At 45.1% G+C, this 13,089-nt stretch carries 14 protein-coding genes and 1 other RNA gene; 4 read left to right on the top strand and 11 right to left on the bottom strand.

Annotated elements, in window-relative coordinates; genetic code table 11:
- Nucleotides 1–31: 31 nt before the first annotated feature.
- The 4 genes from gcvT to K0625_RS10035 form a co-directional block, all read right to left on the bottom strand.
- Nucleotides 32–1,126, bottom strand: a complete 1,095-nt coding sequence (gene gcvT, locus K0625_RS10050) for a glycine cleavage system aminomethyltransferase GcvT (protein ID WP_220109570.1) — start codon at nt 1,124–1,126, stop codon at nt 32–34.
- 330 nt (nt 1,127–1,456) lie between these two features.
- Entirely contained in the window at nt 1,457–2,671 is a 1,215-nt protein-coding gene (locus K0625_RS10045; RefSeq protein WP_220109569.1) for an FAD-dependent monooxygenase, read from the bottom strand.
- A 115-nt stretch (nt 2,672–2,786) separates the two neighbouring features.
- The gene (ubiH, locus tag K0625_RS10040; RefSeq protein ID WP_220109568.1) at nt 2,787–4,037 is read right to left on the bottom strand and encodes a 2-octaprenyl-6-methoxyphenyl hydroxylase; all 1,251 of its coding nucleotides are present in this window, start codon (nt 4,035–4,037) and stop codon (nt 2,787–2,789) included.
- Between the two features lie 96 nt (nt 4,038–4,133).
- Nucleotides 4,134–4,700, bottom strand: a complete 567-nt coding sequence (locus K0625_RS10035) for a UPF0149 family protein (RefSeq protein WP_012326560.1) — start codon at nt 4,698–4,700, stop codon at nt 4,134–4,136.
- A gap of 335 nt (nt 4,701–5,035) precedes the next feature.
- Between K0625_RS10035 and K0625_RS10030 the strand changes: the two genes are divergently transcribed.
- From K0625_RS10030 to K0625_RS10015, 4 genes are all read left to right on the top strand, one after another.
- Nucleotides 5,036–5,344, top strand: coding sequence for a cell division protein ZapA (locus K0625_RS10030; protein WP_012326561.1), 309 nt, complete (start codon nt 5,036–5,038; stop codon nt 5,342–5,344).
- Nucleotides 5,345–5,448: 104 nt separating this feature from the next.
- Nucleotides 5,449–5,629: non-coding RNA, 6S RNA (ssrS, locus tag K0625_RS10025), on the top strand.
- 677 nt (nt 5,630–6,306) lie between these two features.
- The gene (gene ompV, locus K0625_RS10020) at nt 6,307–7,080 is read left to right on the top strand and encodes an outer membrane protein OmpV (protein WP_220109567.1); all 774 of its coding nucleotides are present in this window, start codon (nt 6,307–6,309) and stop codon (nt 7,078–7,080) included.
- Between the two features lie 11 nt (nt 7,081–7,091).
- Nucleotides 7,092–7,547 carry a CC0125/CC1285 family lipoprotein gene (locus K0625_RS10015; RefSeq protein WP_220109566.1) on the top strand — a complete coding sequence of 152 codons (456 nt, stop codon included), beginning with the start codon at nt 7,092–7,094 and terminating at the stop codon, nt 7,545–7,547.
- Nucleotides 7,548–7,632: 85 nt separating this feature from the next.
- On the opposite strand, the gene K0625_RS10010 is transcribed toward K0625_RS10015, so the two are convergent.
- From K0625_RS10010 to K0625_RS09980, 7 genes are all read right to left on the bottom strand, one after another.
- Nucleotides 7,633–8,934, bottom strand: coding sequence for an ATP-binding protein (locus K0625_RS10010; RefSeq protein ID WP_220109565.1), 1,302 nt, complete (start codon nt 8,932–8,934; stop codon nt 7,633–7,635).
- Nucleotides 8,931–9,635, bottom strand: a complete 705-nt coding sequence (locus K0625_RS10005) for a response regulator (RefSeq protein WP_220109564.1) — start codon at nt 9,633–9,635, stop codon at nt 8,931–8,933. The genes K0625_RS10010 and K0625_RS10005 overlap by 4 nt, the downstream gene beginning before the upstream one ends.
- A gap of 2 nt (nt 9,636–9,637) precedes the next feature.
- Nucleotides 9,638–10,027 (bottom strand): DUF3019 domain-containing protein, encoded by a 390-nt coding sequence (locus K0625_RS10000; RefSeq protein ID WP_220109563.1) that lies wholly within the window; start codon nt 10,025–10,027, stop codon nt 9,638–9,640.
- 7 nt (nt 10,028–10,034) lie between these two features.
- Nucleotides 10,035–10,904 carry a MipA/OmpV family protein gene (locus K0625_RS09995; RefSeq protein WP_220109562.1) on the bottom strand — a complete coding sequence of 290 codons (870 nt, stop codon included), beginning with the start codon at nt 10,902–10,904 and terminating at the stop codon, nt 10,035–10,037.
- Nucleotides 10,905–11,114: 210 nt separating this feature from the next.
- Nucleotides 11,115–11,828, bottom strand: coding sequence for a hypothetical protein (locus K0625_RS09990; RefSeq protein WP_220109561.1), 714 nt, complete (start codon nt 11,826–11,828; stop codon nt 11,115–11,117).
- Nucleotides 11,813–12,349, bottom strand: coding sequence for an RNA polymerase sigma factor (locus K0625_RS09985; RefSeq protein ID WP_220109560.1), 537 nt, complete (start codon nt 12,347–12,349; stop codon nt 11,813–11,815). Before K0625_RS09985 ends, K0625_RS09990 begins: the two co-directional genes overlap by 16 nt.
- A gap of 50 nt (nt 12,350–12,399) precedes the next feature.
- Nucleotides 12,400–12,996 (bottom strand): YceI family protein, encoded by a 597-nt coding sequence (locus K0625_RS09980; protein ID WP_220109559.1) that lies wholly within the window; start codon nt 12,994–12,996, stop codon nt 12,400–12,402.
- Between the last annotated feature and the right edge of the window lie 93 nt (nt 12,997–13,089).

Raw genomic sequence — 13,089 nt, 5'->3', positions numbered from 1 at the left:
GAATGAAATAACCAGTATTAGCCAAGAAAAATTAGAATGCTTGTTTACCATTGCGCACAAACGATGGTGCAATCACTTTAACAGGAACACGCTTCTTACGCATTTCGACTTCAGCCGTATCTGCGATACTTCTAGGTACGCGCGCCATGGCGATAGAGTAACCTAGAGTTGGTGAGAAGGTACCACTGGTAATTGTGCCCTGCTGCTCGGCGCCGTCACTGTCGGTAAAGAAGACGCTCATACCTGGGCGAATTACGCCTTTGGCTTCCATGATTAAACCAACCATCTTCTCGGTGCCAGCGGCCTTGATGGCTTCTAGTGCTTTACGGCCGTTGAAGTTACGATCTGTTGGCTCCCATGCGATAGTCCAGCCCATGTTAGCTGCAAGTGGGTTAACGCTTTCGTCCATGTCTAGGCCGTAAAGGTTCATGCCCGCTTCTAAACGCAGTGTATCACGTGCGCCGAGTCCACATGGCTTAACGCCAGCTTCTAGCAATGCCTGCCATAGCGCTTCGGCTTCTGAATCTGGCACGATGATCTCGTAACCAGTTTCACCTGTGTAACCTGTGGTAGCAATAAAGAGTGAGTCAGCTTGTACACCGAAAAATGGCTTCATCCCTTCAACGGCAGCATTTTGTGCAGCGTTAAATACGCTAGCGGCTTTAGCCTTAGCATTAGGTCCTTGAACGGCGATCATCGCAAGCTCTGGACGCTCAGTGATAACAACATCGAAGCCTTTGACCTCTTGTGCAATCCAAGCTAGATCTTTTTCGCGAGTCGCAGAGTTAACCACGATACGGTAGTGAGTGTCGTTGAGGTAGTAGGTGATTAGGTCGTCGATAACGCCGGCGTTATGATCTAACATGCCGCCATAAAGCGCCTTACCTGGCACCTTAAGTTTAGCCACATCGTTCGCTAATAATTTACGTAGGAAAGCACAGGCATCGGTGCCATTGACGTCAACGACCGTCATGTGTGACACATCGAACATACCAGCGTCTTGACGAACCGCGTGATGCTCTTCGATTTGTGAACCATAGTTCAGTGGCATGTCCCAACCGTGGAAATCTACCATCTTAGCGTCTGATTCAAGGTGCTTGTTAAAGAGTACTGTTTTATTAGCCATTATAATCTCTTCTTTATTTGCCCTTTTCGGGTCTTACCTGGCGTAGGGTAACTCAGGCCAGTGTGTTTTTACGCACTCGATATGTTAATCAAATGCGACAGATAAAGATGTATCGGCACCTTTAATACCAATCGGGGGTATTAAAATGCGGCGAAATTATACCTTGCAACAGCATTTTGTATACAAGAGAATTTTCTAATCCGAACCCTTTTGTCATTACTTTTTCTCATGTTAAAAAGTAATAAATTTTATGTGCAAAAAATATTTACTAGTAAATACAAAACAACTTACTGAAAAATCAGGCTTATTATCCATAAGCCTAGATTCTGTTTATTGAGCTTTACACAGGTCCGGTAGACCTGTTTTGTTGCCCATGGCCTGTTGCATAAACAGTGTTTTCGCAGGAGAAAAATTATCGACCAAATTTAAGCCAAAATCACGTAACGCTTTCTTAACCGGATGACTACCTTCGAACAGACGCTTAAAGCCCTCCATTGCGGCGATCATCTCCAGCGCGTCAGCCTTGCGCCAACGCTCAAGCGCCCGCAGGTTGCCATAGTCTCCCAGATCTTTGCCCTCAAGTTTAAGCTCACTTAAGGTTTGTATTATTGCCGCCGCATCGAGAAAGCCCAGATTCACTCCCTGTCCCGCCAAGGGGTGGATAGTGTGAGCAGCATCGCCGGCTAACAGCAAACGATGTCGAACAAAGTGACGTGCATAACGCATACGTAATGGGAAAGCTTGTGGATCACATTCAAGCTGACACATACCCATACGACCATCGAACTCAGCGGTTAGGGTACGCTCAAAAGCCTGTTTCTCTCCCTCTAGCAGCTGCTGAGCTTTAGCTGGTGGCACTGACCAGACGATCGAGCATAGGTTATTTTCATAAAGTGGCAGAAAAGCTAATGGGCCATCCTTAAGAAAAACTTGACGGGCTGTGTCTTGATGGGGGATCTCGGTGCGTACTGTAGCCACGATGGCATGGTGGCCGTAATCCCAAAATGTCATAGGGATCTTGCACTGCTCGCGCACCCAAGAGTTTGCACCATCGGCGCCGATAACCAATGCAGCGCTGACATTGTCACCATTGTCCAATGTCAGCCAGGCTTCACGCTCACCAAAGGCTATCTTATCTAACTTATGGTTTTCGATATGGGTGATCTCATCAAACTCTGCAGCACGCTTAACCAGCGCATGGGCGATATTATCATTTTCAATAATGCTCCCAAGATACTGCTCACTGAGACTATGGGCATCGAATGATATCTTGCCCAAACTATCCTTATCCCACACCGCCATCTTCTGATAGGGGCTCAAGCGCGCTTCATCGAGGTAGGACCAAGCACCGATATTTTGCAGCAGCCGCTGACTCGCCTTGTTGATTGCACTCACCCTAAGTTTAGGTGAGCCTGTGACGGCCTGAGTCTCTCCCGCATCGATAACCACGACACGCAGACTCTCCATGGCCAAGCCTATTGCAGTCGCTAGGCCAACCATGCCTCCACCAACAATAGCAACGTCATAGGTTTTAGTGCTCAACATTCGGTTTTCCTTTCAATTGTACTTATTCGCTAACAGAGTTGTCGTTAACGCTAAATTTGGTCAGAGCCAGTGTGAACGATTTGATGCTTAAGTGCTTTGATTTAGCCCCGATATTTTAACCAAACTGTTTCCAGCCCATCGCGGTTCTAGCAACAGGGGTTTTCAGCGGTGGAAACCAGGAGAGTAACCTCAAACCTAAGCTGCGGCCCGCCACTAATGGCCAATGATCATTTGAGAACCCTCGCACCAAAAACTCGATATTAGTGATGGTGCTGTTTCTGTCCTGTTCACGGCTCTGCAGATAAGCGTGGGCAATCTGAGCACTGCCCAGATCCACAGGTTTATCTTGAGTTTCATCTTGTAATGCCTGCTTTATCACCTCAAGCAGACTCACCAGATCCCGCAGCCCTAAGTTAAAGCCTTGTCCCGCTATCGGGTGCAGGGTTTGTGCTGCATTGCCGATAAAAACAGTTCTGTGATAGATGGGTCTTGGCATATAGGAGAGCAGCAATGGGTATGAGTAGCGCTCACCCACAGAGGTAAACTGTCCCGCTCTTGAGCCGAAAGCTGTTTGCAACGCTCTCAAAAAATCAGGTTTAGGGATAGAAAGCAGAAGTTTAGCTTGGTCAGGATCCAGTGCCCACACCAGAGACACTCGTCCACCGCCCTGATTTGATGACATCGGCAACACAGCTAAAGGGCCTGTATTGGTAAAGCGCTCAAAAGCCCAGTTGTCGTGGGGCTTGTCGGTTTCGACATTGGCAATTAATGCCGTCTGACCAAAATCCACTTGCTCTAGGGGTTGTTTAAATGCTTCTCTCACTTTAGAGTTGACGCCATCGGCGGCCACTAACAGTGAAGTGCGAATACGAGTACCATCATCAAGAGTCAGCAGTTGCGCGTCGACTTTCGCCTCTACCGATGCCAGCTTATTTGGGCAATAGAGGGAGATATCCGCATCATCAAGTAACTTAAACAGTACCTGCCCCACCCGCTCAAGTTCAACAACTTGCCCCAGATAGTTAAGGTGAAACGAATCAGCGTTGAGCTCTGTCATCCCCATATGACCACGATCTGAGATATGAATATTCTCAATCGGCGTCCCTAAGTGGGCCAATTTAGGCCATAGACCTAACTTAGTTAACTCGAAGATGGAGCCATGGGCGATAGCAATAGAGCGGGCATCAAACCCAGGATGTTCTGAATTGGGACGATGGGCTTCGATAAGTGCGATTTTCAAAGGACGTTTAAGAAAATCAGCGAGTCCTTTAAGACCAAGGGCCAATGTAGCCCCAGCCATGGCACCACCAACGATGGCAACATCGACGTTTATCAGATCGGTATCTTGTTCTGTATGAGCAGTCATTGGCCTTCTCTATTTCGCCACAAGTCAACTTGCTTGTGGCAATGCTAGATGATTATCTGGGTTTTCGGCATTCACCAGTTTAAGCAGAGCCAGAACTTAGTGGATAACACCTGCTTGTGACTCTGATGGCTCAGGGCCAAACTCAGAGTAGCAAAGTAGCGCAGCCATTTTGGCAAACTCGGTGAGCTCCATATAGGCCGCTTCAGACTCATCATCATCGGCAACGTCGAACTCAACCAGTGCAATTTCGGCTAAATCTTTAATCACTTCACGTACATCCGCCGATGCATTGTGCAGCTTAGGTTGGACTATGGCTAGGCCAGTCAAGAAGCTCTGTACCCAAAGCGACAGGGCTTCAACGCGAACCGAGACAGGCTCCTCCTCCTCAGGCAACATAGGTGAGAATCCAAAGTCTACATCAGAGATCCTAGCTAAGGTGTCTTGGTAGAGCTCATCGATAAGATGCTGCAGAGACTCAGGCAAGGCTTGTCCATCATTCATCAACTCAAGCAGTGAGGCACTCCACTCTCTTCTGGACTGCTCTATGCCGCCACAAATAAGGCCAACGAGTGCGCCATGTACCTCAACGGGATGTTGGGCAATATCGGCCGCATTAAGTGCAGCTTTTAGGTTGTCGATACGTAAAGATGGGGGGGTCGCCATAACAATATTCCAATGACACAAATTACTATGCTCATGCTAGCAGAAGTGACAGATACAGCCAAGAAAACCCAGCATATGGCAGGGTTAACATCCACAAATTTCAGAGAAAGCTTAAAAAAGAGCCGGGAATTGAGAAAAGCGAGCTAGAAACGGGATAACTCACGATTAAAAGCGCTGTTCAAAAAATCCAACGAAATGCCTACTAACTATTCAAGTCTGTCTATCTAAACAACATTTAATCTAAAGTTATCCATCTAAAGCCCGACTCATGTTGCACTTTGATAGGTAGACCTTTATAGTCCGCTCAAGAGCCAAACTTAAGGACCCACAGCTTCATGAGTAGCCACGCTATTGAAATTAGCTTACTAGGCCGCACATACTCCATCGCTTGCCCTCCGGGACAAGAGACAGCATTGCAGCACGTGGCACAAAAACTTGAGAAGCAGTTAACCTCGCTAAAAGCGAGAACTAACAACTTAAGTCGTGAAGAGATTGCCATTATGGCGGCGCTGAACATAGGCTATGAACTGCTGGAAGAGCAGCAGAAAAATCAAGATTACAATAGACAGATGGATGAGAAGATCGGTCTGCTACAATCAACTTTAGAGGACGCCTTAGTTGAGCGTTCAACCAAAGAAGATTAACAGTTTACGTATTTTATTCGGTCAGCAAGAGAAGATAACGCTATAGTAAATACTATAGCGACAAGATGGTTAAACCATTAGATTTGAATTAAATACACCAGTTTTGCTCTCTGGGCTACGCGTGAGCCGGCAATGTCCCTGTGCCGATACTTACAAACCCAGGGTGAATGTTTTATTGACACTGTGCAAGCTCGGCTCGTATCGAGAAGCCTTAGGATTTATTCATTTACCCGCCTTGAACCTACGGTTCAAGGGCTACGCCGGTAACGGTAGTTTGGAGAGCAATTTAAATAAAGAAGGTTCTAGGACCTAGGTTCGAAGTTCGAACAGCAAATTAGCCATCACATTACCCTGATGGCTTTTTTGTATCTGAACGAAAACAGGGTTCAAGGAACTCTCGATCAAAAGCTTGGCGGTAACGGGTCTTTGGAGAGCAATTTATTTTATGGAGAAACCATTGTTACCAATAACAGTGGTTTTTTTATGTCTGAACGAAAGTGCGGTTCAAGGGACTCTCGACCAAAAACTTGGCAGTAACGGGTATTTGGAGAGCAATTTATAATGAAAGCTGCGAGCTTCGAGCCGCGGGTTTCGAGTAAAAGAGAAAGCCATTGTTAGCAATAACAGTGGTTTTTTTATGTCTGAACGAAAGTGCGGTTCAAGGGACTCTCGACCAAAAACTTGGCGGTAACGGGTATTTGGAGAGCAATTTAAATAAAGAAGGTTCTAAGACCTAGGTTCGAGTTTCGAACAGCAAATTAGCCATCACATAACCCTGATGGCTTTTTTGTATCTGAACGAAAACAGGGTTCGAATCGCTGATGGTTAAAGAGGTAAGCACACTTAGATTCTTCAGGCTGATCAGTAAAACGGTATCAGGATACATTTGGATACAGAGTGAAAATTATAGCTCGAATATAGTAGCTCTACAGTCACTCGATACAGTTTTTAAGGATCACACCATGAAAAAATTATGCTTCGCTATCTCTGCAGTCCTACTGTCTAGCCACGCCTTCGCTGCTGATAACACTTATATCCGCAACGGTAATATATACAGCCACCAAGGTCAGTTCTTTGCAGGTGCTGGCGTAGCAACTGGCAGTGAGCTCTATAAAGGCCAAGATCATACAACAGGCGTTTATTTTAACGGTGGTTACCACGGCGAAGATTTTAATGCCGATCTAGCAGGCATCAACTACCGCTTTTTAGGTGACAACAACAGCAAGATAAACTTCAGTGTTTTTGCCGTGGGTAACCCAGGTTTTGACGCAAAAGATGCCGATGTGTTAGCTGGCATGAAAGATCGTAAAATCAGTGGTGATTTAGGTTTGAACGTCGACATCAGGCTTGGGAATGGAACCTTGTCAACTAAGTTCCAACATGATGTAACCGATGTATACGGCGGCTACCAAGCAGATATCACATACTATCTCCCTATGAACGTCGGCTTCGCAGATATCGTTCCTTACGCTGGCGTACATTATTTCAGTCAAGATTATGTTGATTACTACACTGGAGTATCCAAGGCCGATGCCACAACCAAGCGCCCAGAATTTAAAGGCAAGGATGCATTTACCTATCAAGTGGGTTATGTAATGGTCGTACCGCTCACTGATCACCTAGACATTACTCAGGCAGCAGGCTACTCCCATCTAACATCAGAAATAGCTGATTCTCCCCTTGTCGATAGCAAAAACCAATGGATTACCACACTTGGTGTCAGCTACAGTTTTTAGTGAGAAATATTATGAAATCATTAAGAAGTTTATCCGTAACTCTCGCACTGGCACTCATATTGAGCGCTTGTGCCACTCCTTACGATACAGAGAAAAGCTTTTGGACTTTCGGTAAAGGCTTTGAAACAGTGCAAATAGCACCTGACAGCTGGCAGATAAGTTTTGTTGGCAACACCAACACAGACAGAGCATTAACACGTAAATATGTCATGCTAAAATCAGCAGAGGTTTGTAAGCAAGCTGGTTATCGTTACTTTACCTTTACTAATGAGCAAACCAATCGCGATTCAGTTGGACAGTTCGGTATAGGGAGCAGCAATAGTGATATTTTATGGGGTAGCTCAACCTATGACAAAGAGACCTCTTCAGTCGTTGAAGTAACTGGACTCAATAGCAACATCACCGACTCAGGTGGCAGAGTGTATGATGTCAACTACATTTTGAACCATGTGAGCCCTGAGAGTTAAGCAGTAGCAACTGCATTGAATATAAGCGCCTTACTTTAAGGCGCTTTCTCTTTTACAGTTTTTAGTTAAGACGGTTTATAAAGGTCTATTTTTCTGAGCCTTTAAAAGATGTAAACCTAAGTGACATGCGTGCCCCCCCAAGCGTAGGAGCATGACCAATAGATAATGTTGAGCCCATCCAGAAACCAATACGGCTTACAATTGCCAGCCCCATGCCATGCCCAGAGTTATCACGGCTCTGTTTACCGCGAACAAAAGGTTTAATGATCTGCTCAGCTTCCTCTGCATCTATCCCAGGACCGTCATCATCAATATGGATCCACACTTCATCCGCCTCGACAACTAGCAATACTTGCGCCTTTGATTGACCAAAGCCTTGAGCATTATTGAGCAAGTTACTCACTTGCATCGATAAATATTTAGGATCGCTATTAACAATGACTGGCTGCGGCAAAGGTACAAAATTAACAGAGCAAGCAGCGCTATTGTGTTCAGCGAGTTTCTGTTCTAGCCACGCATTGAGCTCTATCGGTTGAATGTCTGGCTGAATATTAGCTTGATCAAGCCGAGCATAACTTAGCAGTGTCATCACCAGCTCCTCCATGGTATCGAGATCTCGATTTAATCGCTGGAAGTACTTCTCTCGTAACTGCTCATTTTGATTCTCCTCTAACACCTCAATACCAAACCTAAGTCGTGCGATTGGTGTTTTCAAATCATGGGACACAGCTCGACTCAGTAGTTTATTGTCATCGACTAACTGCTGGATCCTATCCGCCATACGGTTAAACTCGGTCTCAATTGAACCTATATAAGAGGTCTTGTTAAGTGTGATCCGCTGCCCTAACTCCCCCATACCAAACGCTTTAGCAGTTTGGCTTAGATTCAACAATTGACGGATCAAGGGTGATACCCACAAGAGTAAAATCGCAACCACACCCACATAAAAGATCATGGTATAGAGCTTATTTAAACTTAAACTATCATCCGTTGACGTCACCAATTTGGTGCTAATGTTGAGCACTTGTCCTGTATTGGGTAACCGATAATGTAGCGAGATCCCTTCAGCTGACTCAAGTAACAGAGACGCCTCGGTATTAAACTGAGATTGCAGTGATAAAGGGAGAATAAACTCTGTTTCGGCTATTAATGACAGCTTCTCTGGATTGGATTGATTCCAGCTATCGATAAAACTGTCATCGGCCTGCTCATTGTCTAGACTTTGCGCTAAAGCAACCCCGATCAATTTCAGTGCTCTTATGTGTTCAACAGTTGTAAGTGCTTCTGTATCGGGCTTGTGCAGGCTTGCAAACTCGCTAATCGACCAACCTAAACTGGCAATTGAGGCTAACACCACTAAAACCAGTGAGGCGATGAGTTTCTTCATAACATAGCTTCATCATCGTCGCGGCAAAATAGATAGCCTTTTCCGCGAATGGTTTTGATTTTATAGGGCTGACTTTTGGCATCCTGTAATTTTTTACGTAATCGTGACACTCGAATATCAACCGAGCGATCAAGGCCATCATACTCTATACCACGAAGCTCAGACACTAAGTCGATACGACTAACCACTTTTCCCGCTTGCAATGCAAGTAACCAAAATACATCAAACTCATTGGCATTAAGATCTAACAACTCATCATCAACCATCACTGACTTAGCAGCTGCATTTAAGGTAAGAGATTCAAATACCAGCTGCTGCTTAAGTTTGTCATCGATGGCACGGCGCAGTAACGCTTTAATACGAGCTAACATAACTTTTGGACGAATAGGTTTCGTGAGATAATCGTCGGCCCCCATTTCTAGGCCTTGGATCTCATCTCCATCCTCGACACAAGCGGTCATAAATAGAATGGGGCCAGCATAGAATGCACGCGCCTCTTTACATACATCAAAGCCATTTTTAACTGGTAACATAACATCGAGCAAAACAAGATCGGGCTGCTCCTCAGCAATCATCTCTAAGGCAAAGTCTCCTTGACTTGCAACCGTGACTTGATAGCCATGATCGAGTAAGTAATCGCTAACCCACTCAGCCAGCGAGATATCATCTTCGACGACCAAGATATGCTTTTCTGCTGACATAGCTAAAATAATCTCCAGCCAGACTGACTCTGTTTAGGTGCTTTATATACCCAAGTCACCACCACCTTAACCTCAGCTAAAGGCTCAGCTTCATCATTTCGGATCAAGCTAAAAGCTGTTGTACTGTCGCCTTCAAAACTATATTGATACTTCTGTATTGTTTGACCATTCCAACAGGCTAATTGATGCAGGCTTTTCGACATAACTAAACAGTAACTACCTACTTGCGGTGTCTGCCACTGAAACAGTACATCCTGATAGCAGGTCTGTCCCTTGTGCAGCGCAACACATCGCTCAGGGGTTGCAGTAAACACGATTGAGCCTTCCTGACTTAATACGGGCAAAGGAATGATTAAACAGAATAATAGTAACCAGAGGCTTAACTTATCCATACGCCGCCTAAAATACATAGCTGATTGAGGCGTTAAAAAACGACACATGGCCAGCTTGATTAAAGGGGCTGTCAGTCACTTCGTCAGACAGTACATTGAAGCGATACATGGCACGGAATACAAGACTTTCGCTCAGAGGATAAGCAACTCCAAACTCCATACCATAATGAAACGAGCTATCGGGGTGATACTCAGGGAATCGCGTTGTCGCCTCATCGCTACTCACACCAAACAGGTGATTGTTCAAGGTCGCCGATGCGTATTCAACACTGGCCAGTGCATGGAAGTTCCAGTTGCGAACCTGCCAAGATTTTCCTAATCTGGCTGAGCTTTGAAGGCCTTGACCATCATAATAATCACTCACTATGCGATACTGAAATACGTAGTGATCATCCCAATATCGTGTGGCACGAAAGCCTGCCCCAACATAGATGGACTCTTCTGACATCAAATAGAGATCACGGCCAGCCTCATTGAGCATTTTAGGATCGATTCCTTCTGGACGTGCCCAAGAGCTTTGAAGATTAGCGACTAGAAGGTCGAGCGACCAGTTCTCTGAATTCCAAAAGTTATACCCCAGATTAATGCCATCTTGAGATTGATGTAGCATCTCAACAAATAACCCTTTGTACTGGTACATGCCACTTATCAGCAATGAAGGTTGTATGGTTTGATGATCTGTTTGTCGAACATCAATTTTATTCACCCCATAAACACTCGCTCCCAGCTCAAAGTAACCACCATTAACAAAACGGTTATCTTCTCGTCCAACAACACTGTTAGCGATATCTGATGCACGGGAAATTTGAGGCGCCAAGGTCAATGCTAGTAACAATATCGTCAGGAGATGTGGCCAGCGATGAGAAAGATTGCTCATGAAGTGACGTTACTTATGAGTAAGTTTTGGGGAAGAGTGAACAAAAGCATAGATCCATTTGGTTGGCGCATAATGACATCCTTTTATTTTTGCTAAATAGAGGCTCTGTCTTCTTATTACGCTAACAAGCTTAAAGCTAAAGCGAAATAGTGTCCACTCTACTCTTGTGCTCTCCTGCGCTAAATGGACTACACAAATTATTGCTATATTTTAGCTCTGCCACTTTTTTAGTGAGAGGCATTGGCCCTGCAAAATCACCTCGCCACTATTATCGGCGATCAACTCCATCCAAACAGCACCTTGAATAAACTGCCATTGGGAGTCTGTCAGCTGAAACTGCTGGGTATCTTGGCTTTGAACCTGCCCCATTGAGCGTTTACGACCACGGCTATCGGTGATCCATAAACTAGCAGACTCGGCTGTTTCAGACCAAGGCTGAGTCAGATGCAGGGTCATCATCCAAGGAGCATCTTCTGCATCTGTGGCGCGATGAACTGCCGCCGCCAGACTTGCCTCTGTATCATCACCATTTAAAATACCGACATAACTGATGGGAACATATTCTGACAAAACATCCTGCTCAGGATGATAAACCTGCACTGTAATTGCCATAAGCAAAGAGAGCGATAATGCGGCTGAGGCGGCTCTCCAATAGTTAATTTTTTGCCACCAACGCTCGACTTGCCAACCAAGCCGTGATTGGATCTGTGTCCAGCTCTTAGCACTAGGTGCAGCCTGCTCCAGATTTGCATTGAGCAGTTGAAAATCGGCCTCAGCAATTAACAGCTTTGCCTCTAGTTCAGGCAGCTGTTGCAGTAACCCTCTCATCCGCAGTCGAGCCCGATAGCTCATCAAACCGCTAACATAACTATGAATCAGCTGTTTTTGCAAAACTGGGTCGTGATACCTTAGTGGGATACGCATTGTTGCATAAACTCCATTCCACGCCTTAACCAGGACTTGATGGTTCCTAGCGGGTGTGACAGGACACCCACAAGCTCTCGCTGCTCATAACCATAACAGTAACTCAAGATCACAGCTTGGCGCTGATCACCTTTAAGTTGGGATAAACAGTTATCGACTTTGCCTTGGGTATGACTACTGGATGAAAACATCTTGCTCTCCATCACTTCAAGTTCAATCTCTGCTCCCGTAAACTGCTCTGTTCGACGTTTCGAGCTGCGCCTCAGGTTGTCCAGTGCCAGGTGACGGGCAATAGTGTAGCTCCAGGTATAAGCTCCACTTTTATTCAGATCGTAGCGGGAGGCTTGCTCCCAGATCCTCACAAAAGTGTCTTGAAGCAGATCTTCAGCTAACTGTCGATCGTGCATCAGCTGCATTAATACAGGGAAAATCTTAGGTGAAAGACTCAAGTATAGAGACTTAAATGCTTCTCTATCTCCCATCGCCGTTCGCGCTAATAACATCTCATCAGTTTCGTTCAATTACAGTGCTCTCTTAATATCTCTTTTAAATGAGACCAGTTATCGACCCATTAACGCTCAGTGAAGGTGCCATTAAATGTAATTGGGATCTGTTGGTTAATGGATGCTAAGCCCATCACCTCAATGAGTTTCTCAACTCCAAGGTTCATATCCAGCTGCTTTACATCAAGCAAAATAGGCGTAAGAGTGGAAACATGAAGTGCCCCATCGGCACTCTCCACTAACTGTAGTTCAGCCTTTAATGGCAGCGATTTCCCATGTGTTTTCAATATAAATTCTTGAGTAATTCCCATAGGCTTACCCACCACTAACGCCTTCAGCTCAGCTTTGGATATCTGACCTGAAATTTCGGCTCTGCTGTATTTCTCCACCTGAAATACCCAATCACGCAGACGTTGATCTCGAATTGGTACTTGAGTATTCACACTCTCAAGCTGAACCGTTAACATGAATCTCCCATCATCAGAAACACTGCCCGATAGTGTATTAAAGCCTGAAATTTCAGTAATGCTCTGTTTATTCATCAACACCTTGGTCGATAAAAAGTTCAACTCAGCTGAGTTTGACTCTAGTGCCCATTGCGCAGAGGCCGAAGTTGAGCTTAGTAGGGTGATGAATAAAATTAGCATAGCAAAAGTGGTTTTCATAAATAGCTCTCTTAATTAATAACTACCACTTATACGAACAAGATCTCTGAGTGGATGCAGATGATCTCATCTATTTTTTAAGGCTTAATTCAA

This window comes from Shewanella nanhaiensis, from assembly GCF_019457885.1.
GTDB lineage: Bacteria > Pseudomonadota > Gammaproteobacteria > Enterobacterales > Shewanellaceae > Shewanella > Shewanella nanhaiensis.
This window is presented reverse-complemented; position numbering and strand designations above follow the sequence as displayed.

What these genes read in the sequence shown, in the direction of transcription:
- K0625_RS09990 (WP_220109561.1), bottom strand. Translation starts at nt 11,828, where the DNA reads ATGCGTATCCCACTAAGGTATCACGACCCAGTTTTGCAAAAACAGCTG.
- ubiH (WP_220109568.1), bottom strand. Translation starts at nt 4,037, where the DNA reads ATGACTGCTCATACAGAACAAGATACCGATCTGATAAACGTCGATGTT.
- K0625_RS09980 (WP_220109559.1), bottom strand. Translation starts at nt 12,996, where the DNA reads ATGAAAACCACTTTTGCTATGCTAATTTTATTCATCACCCTACTAAGC.
- K0625_RS10005 (WP_220109564.1), bottom strand. Translation starts at nt 9,635, where the DNA reads ATGTCAGCAGAAAAGCATATCTTGGTCGTCGAAGATGATATCTCGCTG.
- K0625_RS10030 (WP_012326561.1), top strand. Translation starts at nt 5,036, where the DNA reads ATGAGTAGCCACGCTATTGAAATTAGCTTACTAGGCCGCACATACTCC.
- K0625_RS10045 (WP_220109569.1), bottom strand. Translation starts at nt 2,671, where the DNA reads ATGTTGAGCACTAAAACCTATGACGTTGCTATTGTTGGTGGAGGCATG.
- K0625_RS10000 (WP_220109563.1), bottom strand. Translation starts at nt 10,027, where the DNA reads ATGGATAAGTTAAGCCTCTGGTTACTATTATTCTGTTTAATCATTCCT.
- K0625_RS10035 (WP_012326560.1), bottom strand. Translation starts at nt 4,700, where the DNA reads ATGGCGACCCCCCCATCTTTACGTATCGACAACCTAAAAGCTGCACTT.
- K0625_RS09995 (WP_220109562.1), bottom strand. Translation starts at nt 10,904, where the DNA reads ATGAGCAATCTTTCTCATCGCTGGCCACATCTCCTGACGATATTGTTA.
- gcvT (WP_220109570.1), bottom strand. Translation starts at nt 1,126, where the DNA reads ATGGCTAATAAAACAGTACTCTTTAACAAGCACCTTGAATCAGACGCT.
- ompV (WP_220109567.1), top strand. Translation starts at nt 6,307, where the DNA reads ATGAAAAAATTATGCTTCGCTATCTCTGCAGTCCTACTGTCTAGCCAC.
- K0625_RS10015 (WP_220109566.1), top strand. Translation starts at nt 7,092, where the DNA reads ATGAAATCATTAAGAAGTTTATCCGTAACTCTCGCACTGGCACTCATA.
- K0625_RS10010 (WP_220109565.1), bottom strand. Translation starts at nt 8,934, where the DNA reads ATGAAGAAACTCATCGCCTCACTGGTTTTAGTGGTGTTAGCCTCAATT.